The sequence below is a fragment of the Sphingomonas sp. OK281 genome, from assembly GCF_900115295.1.
Classification (GTDB): Bacteria; Pseudomonadota; Alphaproteobacteria; order Sphingomonadales; family Sphingomonadaceae; genus Sphingomonas.
The window spans coordinates 267,187-288,980 of record NZ_FOVZ01000005.1; the positions used below are offsets into that span (position 1 = coordinate 267,187).

General features: G+C 64.2%; 14 protein-coding genes and 2 pseudogenes. 3 read left to right on the plus strand and 13 right to left on the minus strand.

All coding sequences use genetic code 11. The annotated features are described in order from the left end of the window. Positions 1–35: 35 nt before the first annotated feature. The 5 genes from BM244_RS17900 to BM244_RS17920 all read right to left on the minus strand — a co-directional run bounded on the left by BM244_RS17900 (position 36) and on the right by BM244_RS17920 (position 6,487). A complete protein-coding gene (locus tag BM244_RS17900) occupies positions 36–434 on the minus strand; it encodes a hypothetical protein (protein WP_139226963.1) in 399 nt (132 codons plus the stop codon). Between the two features lie 83 nt (positions 435–517). Next, a complete protein-coding gene (locus tag BM244_RS17905; protein WP_093400273.1) occupies positions 518–2,905 on the minus strand; it encodes a TonB-dependent receptor in 2,388 nt (795 codons plus the stop codon). Continuing rightward, positions 2,892–3,842 carry a FecR family protein gene (locus tag BM244_RS17910; protein WP_175518275.1) on the minus strand — a complete coding sequence of 317 codons (951 nt, stop codon included), beginning with the start codon at positions 3,840–3,842 and terminating at the stop codon, positions 2,892–2,894. Before BM244_RS17910 ends, BM244_RS17905 begins: the two co-directional genes overlap by 14 nt. A 307-nt stretch (positions 3,843–4,149) precedes the next feature. Next, positions 4,150–5,124: a DUF3313 domain-containing protein gene (locus BM244_RS17915; RefSeq protein ID WP_217649157.1), complete on the minus strand. Its 975-nt coding sequence runs from the start codon at positions 5,122–5,124 to the stop codon at positions 4,150–4,152. A 139-nt stretch (positions 5,125–5,263) separates the two neighbouring features. Next, positions 5,264–6,487: an NAD(P)/FAD-dependent oxidoreductase gene (locus tag BM244_RS17920; RefSeq protein WP_093400404.1), complete on the minus strand. Its 1,224-nt coding sequence runs from the start codon at positions 6,485–6,487 to the stop codon at positions 5,264–5,266. A gap of 364 nt (positions 6,488–6,851) precedes the next feature. On the opposite strand from BM244_RS17920, the gene BM244_RS17925 reads away from it, so the two are divergent. Together BM244_RS17925 and BM244_RS23205 are read left to right on the plus strand one after the other, a co-directional pair. Next, the gene (locus BM244_RS17925) at positions 6,852–7,520 is read left to right on the plus strand and encodes an outer membrane protein (protein WP_175518276.1); all 669 of its coding nucleotides are present in this window, start codon (positions 6,852–6,854) and stop codon (positions 7,518–7,520) included. Positions 7,521–7,647: 127 nt separating this feature from the next. Next, complete coding sequence (locus BM244_RS23205) at positions 7,648–8,184, plus strand: DUF2141 domain-containing protein (protein WP_175518277.1); 537 nt, start codon at positions 7,648–7,650, stop codon at positions 8,182–8,184. A gap of 1,029 nt (positions 8,185–9,213) precedes the next feature. Here the strand turns inward: BM244_RS23205 and BM244_RS17940 are convergent. The 4 genes and pseudogenes from BM244_RS17940 to BM244_RS23815 all read right to left on the minus strand — a co-directional run bounded on the left by BM244_RS17940 (position 9,214) and on the right by BM244_RS23815 (position 14,780). Next, complete coding sequence (locus tag BM244_RS17940) at positions 9,214–9,633, minus strand: GFA family protein (protein ID WP_254784543.1); 420 nt, start codon at positions 9,631–9,633, stop codon at positions 9,214–9,216. Beyond that, positions 9,630–10,414, minus strand: a pseudogene (locus BM244_RS17945) (PhzF family phenazine biosynthesis protein). Before BM244_RS17945 ends, BM244_RS17940 begins: the two are co-directional and overlap by 4 nt. Positions 10,415–10,984: 570 nt before the next feature. Beyond that, positions 10,985–13,444: a putative bifunctional diguanylate cyclase/phosphodiesterase gene (locus tag BM244_RS17950; RefSeq protein ID WP_254784545.1), complete on the minus strand. Its 2,460-nt coding sequence runs from the start codon at positions 13,442–13,444 to the stop codon at positions 10,985–10,987. 163 nt (positions 13,445–13,607) lie between these two features. Next, positions 13,608–14,780 carry a methyl-accepting chemotaxis protein gene (locus BM244_RS23815; protein WP_302847297.1) on the minus strand — a complete coding sequence of 391 codons (1,173 nt, stop codon included), beginning with the start codon at positions 14,778–14,780 and terminating at the stop codon, positions 13,608–13,610. Between the two features lie 550 nt (positions 14,781–15,330). On the opposite strand from BM244_RS23815, the gene BM244_RS23625 reads away from it, so the two are divergent. Beyond that, complete coding sequence (locus BM244_RS23625; protein ID WP_254784557.1) at positions 15,331–15,594, plus strand: CBS domain-containing protein; 264 nt, start codon at positions 15,331–15,333, stop codon at positions 15,592–15,594. Here the strand turns inward: BM244_RS23625 and cobA are convergent. The 4 genes and pseudogenes from cobA to nirB form a co-directional block, all read right to left on the minus strand. Beyond that, positions 15,529–16,260: pseudogene (gene cobA, locus BM244_RS17965) on the minus strand (uroporphyrinogen-III C-methyltransferase); the annotation flags it as partial. The gene BM244_RS23625 and the pseudogene cobA sit on opposite strands and share 66 nt — an antisense overlap. Further along, the gene (locus BM244_RS17970; RefSeq protein ID WP_093400280.1) at positions 16,250–18,844 is read right to left on the minus strand and encodes a nitrate reductase; all 2,595 of its coding nucleotides are present in this window, start codon (positions 18,842–18,844) and stop codon (positions 16,250–16,252) included. The pseudogene cobA and the gene BM244_RS17970, both read right to left, overlap by 11 nt. Positions 18,845–18,959: 115 nt before the next feature. Beyond that, entirely contained in the window at positions 18,960–19,298 is a 339-nt protein-coding gene (nirD, locus tag BM244_RS17975; RefSeq protein WP_175518279.1) for a nitrite reductase small subunit NirD, read from the minus strand. After that, a complete protein-coding gene (nirB, locus tag BM244_RS17980; RefSeq protein WP_093400281.1) occupies positions 19,295–21,787 on the minus strand; it encodes a nitrite reductase large subunit NirB in 2,493 nt (830 codons plus the stop codon). Before nirB ends, nirD begins: the two co-directional genes overlap by 4 nt. Between the last annotated feature and the right edge of the window lie 7 nt (positions 21,788–21,794).

The window sequence follows — 21,794 nt, forward strand, 5'->3', positions numbered from 1 at the left end:
GGAACGAGCCGCGCCGCTGCCCGAACTTGCCAGATTCAGGAACGGATCGCCGAAAAAGTCCCTTCGCGACCCTTCGCGCTGACCGTACCGTTCATCCGGGTCCCGTCGATCTTGCCTGCGAAGACGATGTCGATCGACATGAACATCACCTTTGTCTGATAGGTCCAGCGGAGGTCCTGGCCGCGGACCTCGCCCGCCGTCAGGGCGTGGCTCTTGCCGGGCTTGGCCTTGCTTTCGCCGGTCGCGACATCGACGCAGACACCGCTCAGTTTGGGACCGCGCTCGTTGAACGCGCAATCGACGACGAAGGCCTTGCCGCTGATGTTGCCGGATACACGCCACTTGCCGCCAGCCTGAGAATTGGCCTGTGCCGTGGCCGGAGCGGACAGGAGCAGGGCCGGGGCCATTACGCCGAGCATGAGCATGGATCGCATGAATATTCCCTCGAAATCAGCGAGGAACCGTTTCCTCGACTTGCGGCGTAGCGCGGCTCGATGGACCTTTCGTGGAGGGGGGATCAGAACTGCGCGTCGATCCCCAGCCGGATCGTGCGCGGGCGGACGGGGGTGATCTGATTACCGGCGGCGACTCCGAACGGGTTGCCGAATGCGAAACTGTTGGCGCTGACGTTGGCGACGTTGTCGACGTCGAGGGCGATGCCGTACCGGCCGATATCCAGTCGTCCGCCCACCGAACCCACCGCATAGCCACCCTGGGGAAGGTCTAGCAGCGGGGCGATGCCAAGCCGCGACTTGCCGACATAGCGAACCGATCCCGTGGCGCTGGCCTCGATATCGTTACCCACCGTCTTGTGCCAGGCAACCGAGACACGCTCGCCGTTCGAGGCGATGTTGGGAAACGGGTTGGTGCCGGGGCCGCCAAAGCCGGGCGCCGGCTTCGTGACGTCGCTGGCATTGATGAAGGCGGCGGCGGTGATCATCAGCGCAGGGTGCGGACGCCATGTAAGGTCGGTGTCCAAGCCATAGATCCGCCCGCGACCGATATTGGCGGTGTAGGGCAGTCCTGCACTGTCGACGAGATCCGCCTGGATATTGTTCCAGTCGGCGGCAAACACTGCTGCGCGCAACGAAAAGCGATCGCGTCCCTCCTTGCCCAGCCGAAAGCCGATCTCGTTCATGTTGAGATCGTCGGAGGCGAAGCGCTGCGCGGTCTGGGTTGAGCCGGTCGGCGACAGCGTGAGGCCACCGGCGCGATAGCCCTGCTGGAAATGGAAGAAGCCGGTGAACGAAGATGTCGGCTGCCAGGACAGCGCCAGCGTCGTCGAAACCCGCTGCGCGTTGCGGCTCACGCTGTCGGTACCAAGCCCGGTCTCGTCGACCGGCAATCCGGAACTGTGCGCGAGCGTGAAGCGTCCGCCGACCGTTCCGGTGATGGTGGGGGATAGCGGCCGCGATACCTGGCCGAAGACCGCGGCTTCGAGCCGCTCGTTGAGCACGCCGTTCGTCACCGACCTGACGTCAGTCGGACCGAACGTGCGTAGCAATGCGCTCAGGCTGTAGACGCTCGAAATTCCGGCAACCCAAGGTGCCGCCGAGGTGCCGCCGGTGACCCTCGTTTCATGCGTCGTCAGGAGAATATAATTGTCTTCCCGCAGGCGGGTACGGGTCGCTGTTCCATCCGCGCCGGTCGCATCGAATATCGAGCTGAGTCGATGGCTGGCAACCGATGTCGTGGTCAGCAGTTCGAGGTCGCCGATCGGACCGGCTGCGGTAAAATGGGTGAGGTAGTAATCATTGTGGAACGGCTGCGCGAAGCCATTGTCGCGGGTCAGCGGAGGATTGGCGCGCAGCGTGTACTGGCCGTCGCGGTTCTTGCTGTTCTGAATGACCAGCCCGGCATCGAAGTTCCAGCCGGAATCCGGCGTGAACCGCACGACGAGGCGCTGGCCGACGCTGAAGGTCGAGTTGATATCCCGGCGACCGCGCGCCGGCGAGTCGATATAGCCGCCACCTTGCGTGACGAAGCCGACCAAGCGCACCGCGAGCGTGCCCGGGATGACCGGCACGTTGACCATTGCCGCGAAATCGCCGCCGAGGCCGCCGTCCTGCGTCGCCGATCCGCCGACCGACACCGAACCTGCCACCGCGTCCGCGTCGGGCGCGTTCGGCACCAGCCGGATCACGCCGCCAAGCGAACTCGCGCCGTACAGCGTACCCTGCGGCCCGACCAGCACCTCGATCCGCTCGAGATCGTAGAGATTGAGATTGGGATCGGGCGCGTTGTAGTTGAGGCGGACGTCGCCGAGATACTGCCCGACGGTCGCCTGGCTCGGGCCGTTGAAGCTGCTGTCGGCGATACCGCGGATGAACAGCTTGTTGCGCGCCGGCCCCAGATTGGTCGAGCCCACCATGGGCAGCATGTCGGTCAGCGCCGCGGAGCCGTCCGCGGCATGTCGCGCCACCCAGCCGCGATCGAGTTCGATCAGCTTGACCGAGCCCGGAAACCTATCGAGCGTCGAACGCTGCTTGCTCGCCATCACGACGATATCGTCGTGGTTGGGCTCGACGGTCGGCAAAGGTTTCTCAAGCAACGTCTTTCGCGGTTTGGGCCGATCGGAACTGGTCCGGCGGACGATCGCGATCGTCCGTGCGTCATAGAATATCGCGGTCGCGTTCGTGCCGCGCAGGGCGCGCGTGACCGCCTCCTTAATGGTGAAACTGCCGCTGACACCCGGCGACCGCAGCGCAGCGACGCCAGGATCAGTTACCGTGATAGTCACCCGACCCTGCACTGCGAGCGTCGATGCGACCCGGCCGATGCTGCCAGCGGGCGCGTCGAAACGCTGCGCAGATGCAGCCTGCGCGGTCCCGCCGGCGGCGATCGAGGCGAAGCTCAGACCGGCACCAGACACGACCGCGACCGCGACGTTGTTACTTAGACGCACGACCGTCGGCAGAGATCGTCCAGCCCCCGGACGTGTGGCGGATCGTGGCGTCGAGCGCCGGTGTCAGGCGAAGCAACTGGCCGGGATCCCTGCCGTCTAGCGTGATCGCTCCCGAAAATGGACGTGCGGCGATTTCCGGTGCGACCGTGATCTTGACGCCCAGCGCGCGGCCAAGATCGGCTGCCACCGTCGCCAAGGGATCGCCGGCATAGACGAACTGCCCGTTACGCCAGCCGCCGACCGATACGGCGGGCGCGCTGATGAGGCGAAGCGTCGTCGAGGATGCTGCATCGACGACGCCTTCGCCGGGCGTCAGCGTCACGGCCTCGCGGTCGGGATTGTAGATTACCGAGCCTTCCGCAACGGCGACGCGGACGTCGCCGTCGGTGCTGCTTACGTCGAATACCGTGCCGACATCCTGAATGACTCGCCCCGCCACCTCGACCCCGAACGGGTGGGCGGCGTCATGGCGGATCTGGAACAGCGCCTGTCCGGCGAGCAGAGTCGCGGTGCGTGCGTCGTGGCGATCGAAGCGCATCCGCGTGTCGCCGGCCAGCGTGATCCGCGTGCCGGCATCGAGCGCGACGACGCGTTGTCCGCCCGGCCCGGTCGCGACCTCGTAGGGCGCGGCGCGAAACTGCGACACGACGAAAACGAGCGCGAGGGCTGCTGCGCTTGCGGTGATGAGTCCGCCGCCCCACAGTATCCTGGTTCGACGACCCAAACCGATACTATCTTGCGTGTCGTCGTTCGCCGCCATCTGTTGCAGGTCTATGGCAGGCGCGCGCGTTGAGCTGGCGTCATAGGCGGCTGCGTGACGGACATCCTCGCCAAGCCACGCCTCGAACGCCCGCTGTGACTCCGCGTCCGGATAGCGAAGGCGCAGTCGCCAGAGCAGCGCCTGCGTCGCAATATCGTCCATCGTGCTGACGCTCATGATGGTGGTGCAGCGTGGCAGATCCCGGTTCCGGCTACGCGGCACGACGCCCATCGGCGCGGCGCGCGATGGTTGCCGTAACGAACGCAGACAGAACGGGGATACAGGTACGTCATCATAGCCTTCGGAAAAGACCGATCTTGCAGATGCGGTCGCGATTCCCCGTGATGTAAGGGACGGATCGAGATGTACCGCCGGTTCGATGGAGATATGATGGAGGCCGGGCGGCGGATTAAATTAATATGCGATTTCGGGCTTTTGCAGAGCCCCCGCGACACATCCGGGCGGACTAAAGCGCCGCGGCGGATCATTTGCCGCCGCGTTGACGACAGTGATCATATTCGCCTTTCTTGCAGATCGGATAGACCGTCGGCTGCTCGCCATCGACGTCGGAAGGATCGGCCGCCGCCTCACGCGCGCCACGCCAGGGCTTACGCCCGGGCTGGGGCCGCGATTGCGGATAGTAGATCGCCTCGGGTGCATCGTCGATTTCGGCGGCATCCGCGCTACCGCTTGCAAAGGCCTGACTCGGCGCTTGACCGTTCAATTCCTTGGCCAGTTCCTCTGCGCCCTTGCGAATGCCGGTCTTTGCAGCCGTCAGCGCCCCGAACGTCGCCTTCATATTGAGGGCGGCCGGGTATTGCTTGACGATGTGCGCGGCAAGCAGCCGGTTGGTCGACGCATCGTAGATTTCCACAGCGTAGAATACCGATCCGGTCAGCGATCCTTCCTTGCCGCGGATCGCCTGAACCATGTTGTAGGGACCGCCCGCGATGTCGATCCGCGAAAAGCTGCCCGCCACCGGCATCGTCGGCTTTGCGCCGGTCAGCGTCAGGCGCAGACGCAGCGTGCGCGGCTTGGCGGTCTCGGTCAGCTCGAACGGAGGCGACAGTTTTTCGGTGAACTGTTCCTGCATGTAGCTCGCGAGCGCGACCTTGCCTTGCTCCGGAATCTTGCCGAACTGTGCATCCGGCCCGTGATACACGACCACCGGCTCGATCAGGATGCGGCTATAGTCGCGCCAGTTGACCGGCGTGGTGTAGGTATAGGGAAGCCGATCGGATCCGGCGTCGGAGCGCATATGCGGTGCGGAAGCGATCCCGGAATAGGCGAGTGGCTTGGTGCCCGCACAACCGGACAGCAACAGGCAGGTTACGGTGAACCCCATCAGGCACGGCGCCATGAAGCTTCGCGACGGGCGCAGCCGCGAAGCAAAAAAGCCGAACGGCTTGTTCAGGCCATCTATCAGCGGGGACGCGATCGGTGCGAATATGTTCATCATGGGGTCTCTCAGCAGACGAGGGTGCCGAGTTGCTCGGCGTCCGACGGAGAGATGGTCGAGTGCGATGAACGGATAGGGCGGGTTCGATCGAGATATGATGAAGGGGGTGGGCAAGCGCGAAATCTTGTCCTCGATTTGGTCAGCCAACCATGTCCTTGAGCGCCACGTCGGTATCCGCCAGCATCTCCGGCGCGATCACTGCGGCGCTCTCGACCAGCTTGCGCCCCTGGACGTAATCCTTGACCGTACCGACACAGTCGAGCGCGATCACGTGGCCGGCACGCAGGTACACCACGGAGAATCTGCGCGTCGCCGGATCGCCGCGCAACACCGTCGCGTCGTAGCCGGTAGACAGGCCGACAGTCTGAAGCTTCAGGTCGTACTGGTTCGACCAGAACCACGGGATCGCATCATAGTCCGCGATCTGGCCGGCGATGCCCTTTGCAACCACGGTCGCCTGGTCGTTGGCGTTCTGCACCGATTCGACGCGGATCGGGGTACCGTCGGCGTAGCGGTTGGCGTGGAGCGCACAGTCGCCGATCGCATAGATGTCGGGCAGGCTGGTGCGGCATGCCGTATCGACCGCGACGCCGTTGCCGCCATCCGCACCGGCCTCCATCAACGGCGCGACCTCGGGGATGATGCCGATGCCGACGATGACCATGTCCGCATCGATCACCGTGCCGTCCGCCAGTCGCACGCCGGTCACGCGGTCGTCGCCCAAGATGCAGTCGACCACCTGTCCCAGCCTGACGTCGACACTGTGCGCGCGGTGCTCAGCCTCGAAGAACCGGGACAGGTCCTCGCCGGCCACGCGCGCAAGCACGCGGTCGAGCGCCTCCAACAGCACCACCGACTTGCCGAACTTGGTCAGCACGGCAGCGGCTTCGAGCCCGATGTAGCCGCCGCCGATCACGACTGCCGTCCGCACGTCCGGCAACTCGTCGATCATCCGGTCGGCATCGGCCCGGTCGCGGACGGTATGCACGCCCTTCAGATGATGTCCGGCACAACTCAACCTGCGCGGCGTTCCACCGGTGGCCCATATCAGCCGATCGTAACCGATCGTCGTGCCGTCCTCGGTCTGGACGCGATGCTCGGCCGGATCGACCGAGACGATGCGTGAGCCGAGACGGAAATCGATCCGCTGATCGACCCAGAAACTCTCTGGCCGGATCAGGATTCGCGTGAAGACCTTCTCGCCCAAAAGATATTCCTTCGAGAGGGGGGGGCGTTCGTAGGGAAGTTCGTGCTCCCGGCCGACGATCAGGATCGACCCGGCGAAACCGGTTTTCCGTAAAGCGATCGCGCAGGCCGCGCCGCCGTGTCCGCCACCGACGATCACGACATCGGCGGACAGCATCCGTCCGTCTGCTGAAATCGCGTCGGCCGACTGGGTTTCACGCTGTGACAGGTCGTTCATTCGAATACCTCGCCTGGGTGTGTCGGTACGCAGCATCGGTCGTTCGGCCATGCTGCGTCGATCCGGCCTGCCGCCCCACCTAGAGTTGAAGCGTGCGCATCTCAATCGCGGGAAGGCCCGAAGTACGCTCCCGCGCCCGATCGCTACCGATAAGCCGCGGCTGCGATGCCCGGGTCTCTTTTGCGGGACCGCGGGCGGCTCCATCGAACCTCCACCATCTCCACAACCGGCCTTCATCAGCCGCTGCCAATTGCAGGGTCGAAGCCGCCGGAAAGGCAGGCATCTTCCTCGAAAGGCAATTTTGATGACCCGTATCGTTCTCGCCGGCCTCGCGTTCGCCGCCGCTACTCTCGCTACCGCCGCCTATGCGCAGGACGAGCCCGTCCGTGGCATCTACGGCGTCGCCCGCGCAGGGGCCTCGGTTAATTCCGAGCAGAAATTCGATGTCGACAACCTGCCGTCGCAGTTCGATGATAAGACCAAGTACAAGACCGGCCTGACGGGCGAGATCGGCGGCGGCTACGACTTCGGCATGTTCCGCGTTGAACAGACGATCGGCTACAACAGCAACAGCCTTAACGTGAAGGACGTCGGCACGGACAACCTGCCGGCATCGGGTCGCACCCGTTCGTACAACGTCAGCGTCTCCGGCTATGTCGATATCCCGCTGCACACGATGTTCGTGCCGTATGTCGGCGGTGGCATCGGCGCGTCCCGGGTAGATGCGAACCTGTCGCGGGTCGGCACCAGCGGCGCGAGCAGCAGCTATGCGGGCAAGGACTGGGGCATGACGTGGCACGCCGATGCCGGCCTCGGCATCAACGTCGCGCCCAAGACGACGCTCGAAATCGGTGGCCGCTATTCGCAGACCAGCAAGCTCACGTTCGAAGGCCAAGATGCAGGCGTCGCGACCAGCTACGAACCAAAGTTGCGCAACATCTCGGGCACGCTCGGTATACGCCACATCTTCTGAGCACCGTCTTTTTCGAGGCGTCGTCTCCACGGCGCTGACCCCTTGTTCCTTGCCGATGGCGAAAAAGCGTCATCGGCAAAGGGCATACGCGCACCTTCACCCGCGCAGTCAAGCAGGACTGATTCCCATGCTGATCACAGCCTTGATTGTGAGCGCTGCGGCCCTTTCCGCACCGGCTCCGTCCTCCCCGGAAGCGCACGCGATCGGAACGGTTCCGGTGGTCGCGCTCCGGGATGACTGTTCGCAGTCAGCGCCGGGAGTCCGGATCAACGTCTCGGGCCTGAAAGATCGGAGCGGGCGGTTGAAGCTCGAACTCTACCCGGCGAATTCAGAAGATTTCCTCAAGGGCGATCGGGAACTACTCAAGGCGGGCAAGGTGTTTCGCCGGGTCGTCACCACGGTTCCGTCCAGCGGCGTCGTCAGCCTATGCGTACCGGCGCCTAGCCCGGGACGCTATGCGGTCGTCGTAATCCACAAGCGCGACGGCGCTCCCAAGTTCAATATCAGCAACGACGGCGTCGGCCTGCCGGGCCTCGACCGGATCGGTCGCCGCCGGCCCAATTTCGAGCAGGCCGTGGTCCTCGTACCTGATCAGATCACGACGGTTAAGATGCGGATGCAATATCTGCACGGCCTTGCGGGCTTCCGACCGGAGCCACAGTGATGCGGGGCCCCATCGCCACCGACCCGAGCCGGGTGATCGCGGCATCGATAAAGTCACCTCGGAGGACGATCGCCGGCATGGCGTGCGTGTGCGTCGTCCTGGGGGCAATCTTAATCGCGGTTGAACGCTGGCTCGCGGATGTTCTCGGCGATGACCTGATCGCGATCATCCTTTTGCTCATCGGAACTATCATTCTTATCGCGCTATCGTCACCGATACTGTCCAAGAGTGGAAGACGTTGAAGGCGCATCCAACTCAGTTGCAGATCCGTCGGGTTGTCTTTCAGACGGCTTAAATCCGTTTGTTTCCAAACTTCGATAGGGAATGGCGACCCCCACGAGAGGGGTCCAAGGGTAGAAAAAACGGCAGAAACCCGTTGTTTCTGTACCCACGCTGATCGGTCTCTGTACCCATCTTCTGTACTCATCGGAGCGAATTTGCGCCGTTGTTCTGGTGCCACCTGAAAGCAGATCCGGACCTGCGTCAACCGACTTCGGCACCTGTTCGTCAAAGCGTGCAGCCGAAGAGAGAACGCACCATAATCGGCCATTACGGCCGGTACCGCAATAAAGAAGGCGAGCCAAAACGCAGGATGAACCGGGTCAAACGAACGCGGCCGTTAAGTGTGATCATCGTCACTTGCACGAGGGACGGGGCTGCCGGTCCGGCCACGGTGTGGGCTGGTCGATGGGATGGGTGCCTCTGCGGCCCTGCTTATCTTCCTTGCGTTGCTGGTTGACGGTGCCTTCGCGAGGGGGGGCGACCCTGGCGCTCGATTCCCGATGGCGACGGCGAGCAAACACGCGCTGGCCGTGGATCTTGCCCGCTGCCTGCCATTGTCCTTTGACACCAAAACCAGACCGCTAGCAGCCGGAGCAACTCGCAGCGGGTCATCGTTCTATGACAGAAGTTTTCACCAGAGAGCCGCATTCTAACACTGCCTGGACTTCGCACCTCGCGCGCTTCGCCTGCTTCTCGAAAAGGATGGTGAAACGGGAAAACAGCCGATCGCGACAGGTTCCGGGAAGGTCAGTATCTATTGCGTCCTTCTGGTTCCCGCGCTCGTGAACCAGGCCACTCCGCGCGCGGTCGGTCGCAGACGAGCGTCATACCCGCCCCTTCCGTCGCGCGGACCGGCAGCGAGTTCGGATCAAAACCGTCCAGGCAGAAGATATTCACGCCGAAATGATTGGGCGCTGCGCGCTTGCGATGGAAGACGTAAATGCTGCAACGTCGGCAAAAATGATGGACAGCACGCATGCTGTTCCACTGGCAGGTGGCGAGCAGTTCCTGACCTTGGTCGATGGACAAGGCTGCTTCCGGCACCTTCCCCATGACGGCGTTACGCTTCACGCACAACGAGCAGTCGCAGGTCGTCAGCTCGGTGACCTCATGGTTCACCGAGAAGCGGACGCCACCACAGTGGCAGGAGCCGACATGCCTGCTCACCACTCGGCCATGCCCTCCAGGTAGAAGACGCATGCACCTTCGAGTTCGACGCGATCGCCATCGAGGCGGCAGCGCAGCTGGCCGCCACGCGCGGACGCCTGGAAGGCGCGAAGGTCTGCCTTACCGAGCCGAGCCGCCCAATAGGGCGTCAGCGCGCAATGCGCGCCCCGGTCACAGGGTCTTCGGGAATACCCTTGGCTGGGGCGAAGTACCGGCTGACGCAATCATGGTCGCCGTCACCCGGTGCCGTCACGATTACGCCCGCGCACGGCATTTCCGCGATGGCGGCCAGGTTGGGGGAAAGCCCGCGAACGTCACTCGCCGCGGCGAGCCGGACGACGAAGTTGAAGCCGTCCCACAGCGTCTCCTCGACCGACCCGCCAAGCGCGGCCGCAAGCCCGGCGGGCGCCTCCGCCGGCGCGCAGCGCCGGGCCGGAAAATCCATGACATAGCCGCGTTTCGAACGCCGGACGGTCAGAGGACCACTCGCCGAATGGAACACGACCGTCTCGCGGGCAGGCTCCAAGCGTTCCAGAACCACGGCCGCGCTCGCCAGCGTCGCGTGGCCGCACAACGGCACCTCCACGGTCGGCGTGAACCAACGGATGCGGAAATCGGCGCCATCGGGAACGACGAAGGCCGTCTCGGCAAGGTTGTTCTCGGCGGCCAGCGCCTGCAACGTGCGGTCGTCGGGATATGTCTCGAGCAGCATCACCGCCGCAGGATTCCCCGTGAAACGGCGAGTGGTGAAGGCGTCGAGTTGGAACAGGCGAGCTTGCATCGGTCCATTTTAGCGGAGGGTCAGCGCCTCTTCCAGCGTGTAAGAAAGCGAACCTTCCCACAAAGGAAGGCCGCGTGGGAAAGCTGCGGCGTGACGGTGATGCCGTCACCGGTGTGAGCGCCACTTTCTCATAATCTGTTCCCGTTTTTCTGTTCTCGAAATGGCCTAGCGGACATGGGAAAACGGGAATAGCGCGGCTTGTTCAAATGGCTGGCGGCGGGCTCGCTTGCGAACCGACCGCACGAGTGAGAGAAGAACTGCTCCACTCGACTTCTGACGCGTAGCCCGGTTGTCGTTTGCCACAGAGGGCAGGTTTCAGTGTCCAAGGACAGCCTTGGCCTAGCGTAACTGCATCGTACTGCTGCCTGCGGATATCAAGAACCTTGCCCGCCACCTAACCATGCGCGGAGCGCTCCCCCTCGAGCCGGCGATGGTCGATCGGCAGATCGTCGGTCTCGCCGATACACTCGGTGCATGCAGGTGAGGGGTCGCCCACGATTGCCGCATGGCGTCGTGCTCAGGTTCCGCCTCTGACGTCAGCGGGCACGGACCCTGAGAATGGCCGGGGCGCTAATGAAACCTCCTGACGGAGCCCGACTGCATTACCCTGCCATGGGCTAGATCGATCCGGGATGTACCGACGGGCAATGGCTCGCTTGCCGGGCTTCCGTACAGATATCCCTGACCCGAATGGCACCCTAGTTCGGTCAGCTCGCGCGACTGCGCTTCGGTCTCGATCCCCTCTGCGACAACGACTTTGCCAAGCCCTTGGCCCAGACCGATGATGGCGCGAACGATCGCCTTCGTATCTCCGCCGTCTTCATGCATGCCGGCCACGAATGAACGGTCGATCTTTATGGTGTCGACCGGCATGTCGCGCAGATGGGCAAGCGATGCGTAGCCGGTACCGAAGTCGTCGAGCGCGACCCGCACTCCGGCGTCGTGCAGCATGTTCAGCGTGGCGAGGATAGTTTCCCCAGCACGGTCGAGCATTACGCCTTCGGTCACTTCGACGCATAATCTGGAGGGCGAAAGGCGATGGAAGGCAAGCCGATCAAGAACACGGTTCGCCGATCTCGGACCGGACAATTGCGCAGATGTGAAGTTCACGCTCAGAACGGACATCTGGTCGCCATGATCACGCAGGGCTAACAGCGCCAGTTCCAGAACATGCTCTTGGACTCGCAAGCCGATCCTCTCTGCCACGAGAACTTCGGCGAACCGGTCCGGACGCATGAAACCGTAGTGCGGGTGGTTCCACCGCAGTAGAGCCTCATAGCCCGATATCTCGCCGGAGCGCAAAGAGACGATCGGCTGATACTGCAAAAGGAACTCGTTCCGGTCGATTGCACCTTCCGCATCTCGGCTTAGTTCAACGTGAAGATCGCGAAGCATGCGCTGCAGCGCGTCGTAATGCGAATGACAAGATCGGCCCCGGCGCTTCGCATTGTACAGGGCGAGATCGGCATTTTGGTATAGCGCGTCCAGGGCGTTGGCATCTTCTGGGAAACGCGCGGAGCCGACGCTCAACGAGATTGTCCGATCATGACCCATGAAGCGCCAGACGTCGCCCTGCATCGTGCCGAGACGATCGATTACCTTGGCCTCGTCCGTGCGATCGCCAAGGCAAAGGACGGCGAATTCATCGCCGCCAATCCGCGCTATCGTGACTCCGGGGGCCTCGGACGTCAGTTCCCGCAGCGACATGGCGACGCGTTGAAGAAGCGCGTCGCCGCCGCGGTGGCCGAGGCGATCGTTGGTGTCCTTCAGATAATCGACGTCGATCAGGAACAGGCTGAAGGGTTCGCCATCGCTGATCATGCCGTGGGCATCCGATTGAAACGCCGATCGATTGCCGATGCCCGTCAGGTGATCGGTTCGAGCAGCGAGATGAAGCGCCTTGGCTTCGGCCCGAACGATTTCCTGACGCTGGTTTGCCGCATCAAGTTCCCGGCGAACCAGCCTGAAGCGATCAGCGATGGCGAGGGAGAGCACCAGTGCCTCGAAAGCCAGCGCTGCGAAGGTGGCCATGTCCACACCGTCCTTCTGCTCCGTCAGGCCAAGATTTCGGGCCAGGCGAGCCAGGAAGACGGTGATGACGGGTGACCAACCAATCAGATAGAACCAGACGACACGACTCCGCCGTCGGACTGCAATCCAGCACGACACGCCTACCGCGACTGCCGTCATGGCGATCGCGTAGTTGAGCAGGCGATCGGTCAATATCGGCGAAAACACCCCGTCCGCGGCCGCCGCGAAACCGAGAACGGCACCGGAGATCGCAAGGAGATGGCCTGCCTGCCGCAGGACACGCGGCAGCACGCCGTCTTCGATCACGGCGAAGAAGAACATGTTGCCGGCGGCGACCATCAAGCCCACCAGAATGAAGTCGAGGCGAACGGCCGCTGGTCCCACGAGCGATGGAAACCAATAGGATGCGACGTTGGTCCAGACCATTCCGTACGCAAATGCCGCTGTGACCCAAGCTAGATACCAGCGCTGGAACGGGGGGCGTCGTCCGGTGTGGATCACGAGATTGTAAAGCAGCGCCGAACACATGGTGCCGGCGAACAAGCCCATCAACAGCAGCCAACGCGCGTCAATCCGACCCTGTTCGGCCTCAGGAACCGCCACGACCTTTCGCATGAATGACAGGTCGTCGATATTCTTGAAGCCGAGATAAAGGACGCGAACGTCTCTCGTTCCTGCCGTGACTGAGAACCGGAGCAAGCCTCCTGGAGCCGAATGCGTCTGCAAAGCACGTTGATTGAACGTGCGACGATGCAACCCACGGGAGTCTCCGACCAATATCGCCATTTCGCTGAACCTGGTTTGGTCGACCAACAGGTTCCATCGCGGCGGCAGGCTTAGCAGACGACTTGCGTCCAGTTTCAACCAGAGCCATTCAGCTGATTGCGAGGGTGCATTAGGATCGCAACGGTAGGCCGCCGTGTGAACGGCGTAATCCGAAGGGTGATCTGTAAATGCTGCGGCGCAGATGCCTTCGTGGAGATCGACGTTCGCCGCCACTACCGCCCGTGGCCATATGCATAGGCACAAGAGTAGCAACGCCCTCAGCAGACATTTTAATTGTCTCAACCCCGACCCCGCGAACCCCGTCCCACCCGTTCTGATTGTATCTACGATGTCCTAACAAGGGGTTCGATGTTGCGACGGCATTTGGCTGGATGCATCATGTTCCAAACGACCGTTGGCCTAAATTGAGAACCGCCGATGCTTGAACGGTCGCATCCTTGATCCGTCCCGACAACGCCTTCACCTCGTTCGCAACGACTGCGAAACTGTTGCCTCGTTCGCCTGCTCGGGCAGCCTCGATGGAAGCGTTGAGCGCGAGCATCGACGTTTGCCGCGTAACTGCACCGATGTTGTCGACGATGTCAGCAAGCTCGGCCAACGTGTCCTGGTGCGCCGCTCGGCGTGTCTCTGCCTCAAGTCGGAATCGGTGAGCACGGTCAGACTCTTTGCGCTCGGCAAGCCGCATCGCGGTAACGTCGGTCGCCCATTTGATTATCTTCACCGTTCTACCGTCCTGGTCCAGGATCGGATTGTAGGTTGCCTGAAGATGCACGTCGGCACCCTCCCGTGTCCGCCTACGGTACTCCTGCTGCATGAAACGACCGGCGCGAAGGCTTTCCCAAAACTGGGCGTACTCCGTCGAAACACGATCCTCCTCAAAACAGAAGATGGCATGGTGTCGTCCGGCGATCTCTTTGAGGGAATAGCCCATCGCGGCAAGGAAGTTATCGTTCGCGCTTACGATGATGCCGTCGGTCGTCATTTCCAGCCAGCATTGCGATCGATCGATAGCCTGCAGTTTGCTCCGCTGCTCTGCCGCATCCGCAAGCTCTTGATCGGCGCGCTGCAGTGCCGCGCCGTTGAGCAGGACGGAGTTCTCTAACGCGTATAGCGTGTAGAGCGACTGGGTTAGACGCGTGAGAGTGGCGGGGTCGGCGACGAACGCTTTGAACAGTCGTTGATGGCGTGCGTGATAACTCCGCAGTAGGCCTGCCGTGAACGCGATTTCCGTCGCACGGTCCTTGCTGCTGGCCCGGCCCCGTCGGACCATCTTCGCGATCAGCTTGGCGTTTAGCCCCCCGGTGAATTTCAATTCGGTGTAGCGGACGTCACGTCGGACAAGCTCGGCGATCTCATCCTGATCGAGGCGATACGGAGTGTTTCGTCCGCCGAAAGGACGCCAGAACTCGTGTACATCCTGATCCACTCCGTCACGAATTATCGGCCAGATCGCAAGCAGGTCGGCTTCGAGTGTGCGCTTCGGATCGAAGGCGTCGAGGAGGACCTGCAAAGTGTCTTCGCTGAAATTCGGTCGACCTGATGTACTCACTGAGGAACCTCCGTTCCCGGCGATACTAATGAGAAATAGTCAAAATGGGCTTAATTGTCCGTCACATCCGTGTCCTTGTGGATAGAGGCTCCGATGAGTGAATTGCGTGGCACGTGAGCAGACGGCAAGGCCGCTTCAGCGCCATGCCGGGCAGCATGCCTACGTCCATCGCCATTCCGGCAACCCTGTATTCCATGACCCGGGCAGTCGGAGACATCGGCAGGTGCAGGGCGGCCCCGATCGTCACCGCGATACAGCCGAGCGCGGAGCCTGACAGGCATCGCCTGCCGGTCGCCATCGTCACGCACGCCCTCGACGTCGCCGGGTTCGACGACGTCCGTAGACGCGGAGACCTTCTTGCGGACCGCGCCGAGCCTCGGGGCTATCCAGTGGCCGAGGATGCGGGTCGCGTGCTTAGCCTAGCGTCGCGGACCGACGCGTTGCAGTGGCGGACTATGCAACCGGGCATTGACGTATCGCTGACCAAGACCTCGTCTGACGCTTTCTGCTCAGTGCGTATCCCAATACGCCGATCGGAGGTGTGGCCGACGTGATCGTCGAATTTGGCGTCGGCCGCGTGCCGATCGTCGCGCGCGATACGCGACAGGTTGTCGGAATCTTTTCGCGTCAGGACTTGCTCAAGCTCGCTGCACGCGGCGTCACTCGGAATCAAGATGAGCTGGTTCGCCCCAGCAGGCTGAACTCCAAGCTGCCAGTCTGCTCCGTCGCTTGCACTGCATGCTATCGACGATCCCGCGGTAGCTTCGCCGATCAGCAACAGCGACGGGTCATTGTCGCTGATCGTTTCGACTAGGAACGCGAGCGCCGACAGCCGGCCACGCAGGATGCGCTCGGTGGGGAGCGAGACGTTCACCGCGACCATCACCGGCGTATCGGGAGCGCGGCCGGCGGCAATAAGGTTGCGCGCGACGTCCCCTGCGGCGGCGCGGCCCATATAGACGGCGAGCGTGGCATCGTGCGCGGCGAGCGCGGTCCAGTCGAGATCGAGCGCTTCGCCGGCGCGGGCGTGCGCGGTGACGAACGTCAGCTTCCGCGCGAGACCGCGTAACGTCAGCGACGCGCCACCCGAGGCCGCTGCGGCGCTGGCGGCGGTGATGCCGGGGCAGATCCGCACCGTGATGCCGTTGACGGCGAGGTGATCGAGTTCTTCGGTCGAGCGGCCGAAGATCGACGGATCGCCGCCCTTGAGCCGGACGACGCGCTTGCCGGCGAGCGCCGCGTTTGCGAGCAGGACGTTGATCGAGACCTGATCCTTCGAATGGCGGCCCGATCGCTTGCCGACGCCGACCTGCTCGGTGCCGGGGGGTATCAGCGCCAGGATTCCGGGGCCGACCAGGGCGTCGTAGAACACGATGTCGGCGGCAACGATCAGCCGCTCGGCTTTCCGCGTGAGGAGGTCGGGATCGCCCGGCCCGGCACCGACCAGCCAGACCGAACCGGGCGGAAAATCATGCGACATTTGCTGATCCTTGCGTGACGAGGAGTTTGGCGAGGGCAGGGCGGCACGATCCGCAATTGGTGCCGGCTTTCAGTGCCGCACCGATCGCGGGAACGTCGGCGAGCTGCTGGTCGGTGATCGCGGCGAGAATGGTCTTCAGCCCGACGTCGAAGCATGCGCAGACGATCGGGCCACGGTCGACCTGCACGCCCGGCGCGCGGCCGGCGAGCAGGGTGGGCGCGGCAACGTTCTCGCTCAGCTGCGCGACGAGCCAGTCGCGGGGCGGCAGCATCCCGTCTCGGGTTACGAACAGGACGCCGGCCAGCCTGCCGCTGTCAAGGATCGCGATCCTGCGGCTCCCGCGTGCGGCATCGATGGCCTCGATCCGCTGACCCTTGGGCAGCAGTGCGTCGAGCGCAGCGGCGTCGCCGTTGCCGGCAATGTCCCATGCGGTCCCGCACGGCACCGCGACGCGCGTCGCCCACAGGCAGTCGGGGCGGCTCGCCAACTCGCCGCGGACGACGATAAAGCCGCGCCACTCGGTCGCTACCGGCTCGATCCGGACGGGGGTGGATTTGAACCCCGGCTGGCCCGATATCGGATCGGCAAGCGGGCGAGGCAGCAGCCCGGCGCGGCCGCCGGTCGCGGTACGGTCGGTCCAGTGGATCGGCACGAACAGTTCGCCGATCCGCTGCGTCGCGACGACGGTCGCGCGGAACAGCGTGTCGCCCTGCGGCGTCGTCACGCGTGCCAGCCCACCATCGACGATCCCGAGACGCGCCGCATCGTCGGGGTGAATCTCGACCAATGGCTCTTCGCGGTGGCGTGCGAGCTTGGGCGACAGACCGGTGCGGGTCATGGTGTGCCACTGGTCGCGATAACGCCCCGTGTTGAGCGTCATCGGCCATTTTACGAGCGGCGCGGCAACCGGCTTCTGCGCCACCGGCACCAGCCGCGCGCGTCCGTCCGGCGTCGAGAATCGACCGTCGGCGAACGGCGTGCCACCCCAGCGGAATGGGGCCATTGCGTCATACTCGGCGTTGCCCTTTGCAGCATGACCGGGGAGCGCGAAGAGCCGCGCGCCATCGTTCTCATACGCCGACAATCGGCAATGCTCGCGCCAGATCTCGGCGGGGCGATCGTAGGAGAATGCCGTCTTCCACCCCATCCGCCGGCCGACTTCGGCGATGATCCACCAATCCGGTTTCGCGTCGCCGGGCGCGGCCATGAACGCGCGCTGGCGGCTGATCGTGCGGTCGGAATTGGTGACGGTGCCGTCCTTCTCGCCCCAGGCGGCGGCGGGCAGGCGGACGTGCGCGTGGACCGAGGTGTCGGTGGTGTCGATCACGTCGGAGACGACGACGAACGGGCATGCCGCCAGCGCCTCGCGCACGCGGCCGGCGTCGGGCATCGACACCGCGGGGTTGGTCGCCATCACCCACAGCGCCTTGATCCGGCCGTTGCCGAGTTCGCGGAACAGGTCGACCGCCTTCAGCCCCGGCTTGGTCGCCATGTTCGGCGCGGCCCAGAACCGACCCACACGGGCGACGTTCTCCGGCGCGAAGTCCATGTGCGCGGCGAGGCTCGACGCGAGCCCGCCAACCTCGCGCCCGCCCATCGCATTTGGCTGGCCGGTGATCGAGAAGGGGGCGGCACCCGGCTTGCCGATGCGGCCGGTCGCGAGGTGAAGGTTGGTGATCGCATTGACCTGGTCGGTGCCCGACAGCGACTGGTTCACGCCCTGGCTGAACATCGTCACCGTCTTCGGCGTCGCGGCGAACAGTTCGAAGAAGCGCCTTAGATCCTGCGGCGAAACGTCGCAGGTCCGCGCTACCGACCACAGGTCGCTGCCCTCTCCGATCTGGTCCCAGAACGTGTCAGGCGTGGCGACGTGCGCGGCGAGATAGTCGTAATCGACCACGCCCGCGTCACGGCACCACGTGAGCAAGCCGTTCATCAGCGCGACGTCGGTGCCGGGGCGGATCGCGAGGTGCAGGTCGGCCTCGTCCGCGGTCTCTGTCCGACGCGGGTCGATCACCACGAGCTTGGCGCCGGCGTCGCAGCGCGCGCGGATGCGTTGATAGACGATCGGGTGGCACCAGGCGGTGTTCGATCCGACCAGCACGATCAGGTCGGCGGCGTCGAGATCGTTGTAGCTCGCGGGGACGATATCCTCACCGAACGCGCGCGTATGCCCGGCGACCGCGCTGGCCATGCAGAGCCGCGAATTGGTGTCGATGTTCGCCGAGCCTATGAAGCCTTTCATCAGCTTGTTGGCGACGTAATAGTCCTCGGTGAGGAGCTGGCCGGAGACGTAGAACGCGACGCTGTTGGGGCCGTGCTGCGCGATCGTGTCGCGGAAGCGTTTGGCGACGAGGTCGAGCGCCTTGTCCCAGGATGCGCGGCGCTGGCCGATCATGGGAGTTAGCAGGCGGCCTTCGAGCCCGATCGTCTCGCCGAGATGCGTGCCCTTCGAACAGAGCTTACCTGTGTTGGCGGGGTGGGCGGGGTCGCCCTTTATAGTGACGCTGCGTTCGCCAGTCGGCGTCGCGAGGATACCGCAGCCGACACCGCAATACGCGCAGGTCGTGCGAACGGAGGCCATTAGCCCTCTCCCCCTCGGGGAGAGGGTTGGGTGAGGGGCAGTTGGGAAACGCAACACGCGCCCCGACCCCTCACCCCGGCCTTCTCCCCAGCGGGGAGAGGGAGCAGTGGCACGATCACGCGGCGGCCTTCATCGTCGAGGTGCGGCAGAGCAATACCCGCCCGCCCGACACCTTCACCGGGATCACCGGCGTACAACCCTTGTCCTCGCCCAGCGCCTCGCCCGTATCCAGCGCGATCCGCCAGTTGTGCAGCGGGCACGCCACCGCGCCGCCATGCACGATCCCCTGCGACAGTCGCCCACCCTTGTGCGGGCACCGGTCCGCCAGCGCGAAGACCTTGCCGTCGCCGGTGCGGAACACCGCGATGTCGTCGCCGCCGGTAACCTGCACCGTGCGGCTGCCGCGGACCGGGATCTCGTCGACCCAGCCGATATCGAGCCATTCGCCGATCATGCCATTTCCCTCGTGCTGTCGATGGGCGTGAACCGCGCCATGGGCGCATGCTGCTCCCGGTGCTCGCCCGCCGCGCGCGCGGCCCACGGATCGTCCTGCGTGAACTGCTGCGAGAACAGGAACCGTGCCGCCAGCGCATCGCGGCCCTCCGGATCGTCGGCGATCCGTTCGCGGATATACTCGACGCCGATCCGCTCGATCCACGGCGCGGTCCGCTCCAGATACCGCGCTTCCTCGCGGTACAACTGGATGAACGCGGCGCAGTAATGCATCGCCTCTTCCTCGGTCGCGACCTTGCACAGGAAGTCGGTCGCGCGGACCTTGATCCCGCCATTGCCGCCGACCGACAGCTCGTAGCCGCTGTCGACGCAGACCACGCCGAAATCCTTGATCGTCGCCTCGGCGCAGTTGCGCGGGCAGCCGCTGACCGCGATCTTGAACTTGTGCGGCATCCACGATCCCCAGGTCATCCGCTCGACTTTGACGCCGAGCCCGGTCGAATCCTGCGTCCCGAACCGGCACCAGTCCGACCCGACGCACGTCTTCACGGTGCGCAGCGACTTGCCATACGCATGCCCGCTGACCATCCCGGCGGCGTTGAGATCGGCCCACACGGCAGGCAAATCCTCCTTCTTGATCCCGAAGATGTCGAGCCGCTGGCCGCCCGTCACCTTGACCATCGGCGCATCATATTTCTCGACGACATCGGCGATCGCGCGCAGCTCGCGCGGGTTGGTGAGCCCGCCCCACATCCGCGGCACGACCGAATAGGTGCCGTCCTTCTGGATGTTCGCGTGCACGCGCTCGTTGACGTAGCGGCTCTGCTGGTCGTCCTTGTAGTCGCCCGGCAATGCGCAGAGCAGATAGTAATTGAGCGCAGGCCGGCACGACGAACACCCGTCCGGCGTCGACCAGCTCATCTTCTGCATGACTTCGGGGATCGAGCGCATCCCCTGCGCGACGATCTCGCGGCGGACATCGTCGTGGCCGAAGCTGGTGCATTTGCACATCGTCTTCACCGAACGTTCGCCCGAATATTCGTCGCCCAGCGTGACCGCGAGCAGCGTCTCGACCAGACCGGTGCACGATCCGCACGACGCCGACGCCTTGCAGGTCGCGCGGACCGCATCGAGCGTCGCGTTGCCGGCGCCGATGCACGCCACGACCTTGCCCTTGGTGACGCCGTTGCAGCCGCAGATCTCCGCCTCGTCGGAGAGCGCGGCAACGGCTGCCTTAGGGTCCGCGGCGCCTCCTCCCGAGGCGAACGACTGGCCGAAGATCAGCATGTCGCGGACGGCCGAGATGTCCTCGCCGCGCTTGAGCAGGTCGAAATACCAGCCGCCGTCGGTCGTGTCGCCGTACAGCACCGCACCGACGATCCGGTCGTCCTTGACCACGACGCGCTTGTAGATGCCGCGCGACGCATCGCGCAGGACGATATCCTCCGCACCCGCACCGCCCGAGAAGTCGCCTGCCGAGAACACGTCGAGCCCGGCAACCTTCAGCTTGGTCGACGTCACCGATCCGCGATAGCCGCTATGTTTCTCGACGAGTCCGTCGGCCAGCGCCCGGCACATGTCCCACAGCGGCGCGACGAGGCCGTAGACATTCCCATCATGCTCGACGCATTCGCCGACTGCGAAAATCGAAGGATCGCTAGTAACCATGTGGTCATCGACCTTGATTCCTCGACCGATCTCCAACCCGGCTTCGCGCGCGAGGGCGACCGACGGGCGGATGCCGACCGCCATGACGACGAGGCTGGCGGGAATCAGCGTACCGTCTTTCAGCAGCACGCCCTCGACGTGGGTATCGCCGACGATCTCGGCGGTGTTCGCCTCGGTGAGGATGACCTGACCGCGCGATTCCAGCGCCGATTTGAGCAACCAGCCTGCCGCCTCGTCGAGCTGGCGCTCCATCAGCGTCGGCATCAGGTGGATCACCGTGACCTTCATCCCGCGCAACGTGAGGCCGTGTGCGGCCTCCAGTCCGAGCAGCCCGCCGCCGATGACGACCGCGGCGCCACCCTTTCCGGCCGCCTCCAGCATGTGATCGACATCGGCCATGTCGCGGAACGAGATGACGCCGGGCAGGTCCTTACCGGGGACGGGAATGATGAACGGATCGGAACCGGTCGCGATCAGCAACCGGTCGTACGACACCGTCAGCCCCGACCGCGCGGTGACGGTCTTGGCCACGCGGTCGATCGCCTGCACCGGGTCGCTCGTCACCAGCTCTATGGTGTTGGTCGCGTACCAGGCGTGATCGTTGATGACGATCTGCTCGAACGTCTTCTCACCCGCCAGCACCGGCGACAGCATGATGCGGTTGTAGTTCACGTGCGGCTCGGCACCGAAGATCGTCACGCGGTACCGGGCCGGATCGCGCGCGATCAGTTCCTCGACCGCGCGACAGCCGGCCATGCCGTTGCCGATCACGACGAGGTGCTCGCGGGTGTCGGGGGAGGGTGTGATAGTCTGGTGTTCCATCAGATCG

Bases quoted from the DNA above. Each gene is read 5' to 3' on its own strand.
- BM244_RS17915 (WP_217649157.1), bottom strand. From the start codon at position 5,124: ATGATGAACATATTCGCACCGATCGCGTCCCCGCTGATAGATGGCCTG.
- BM244_RS17920 (WP_093400404.1), bottom strand. From the start codon at position 6,487: ATGCTGTCCGCCGATGTCGTGATCGTCGGTGGCGGACACGGCGGCGCG.
- BM244_RS23205 (WP_175518277.1), top strand. From the start codon at position 7,648: ATGCTGATCACAGCCTTGATTGTGAGCGCTGCGGCCCTTTCCGCACCG.
- BM244_RS17970 (WP_093400280.1), bottom strand. From the start codon at position 18,844: ATGGCCTCCGTTCGCACGACCTGCGCGTATTGCGGTGTCGGCTGCGGT.
- nirB (WP_093400281.1), bottom strand. From the start codon at position 21,787: ATGGAACACCAGACTATCACACCCTCCCCCGACACCCGCGAGCACCTC.
- BM244_RS17900 (WP_139226963.1), bottom strand. From the start codon at position 434: ATGCGATCCATGCTCATGCTCGGCGTAATGGCCCCGGCCCTGCTCCTG.
- BM244_RS17925 (WP_175518276.1), top strand. From the start codon at position 6,852: ATGACCCGTATCGTTCTCGCCGGCCTCGCGTTCGCCGCCGCTACTCTC.
- nirD (WP_175518279.1), bottom strand. From the start codon at position 19,298: ATGATCGGCGAATGGCTCGATATCGGCTGGGTCGACGAGATCCCGGTC.
- BM244_RS17910 (WP_175518275.1), bottom strand. From the start codon at position 3,842: ATGAGCGTCAGCACGATGGACGATATTGCGACGCAGGCGCTGCTCTGG.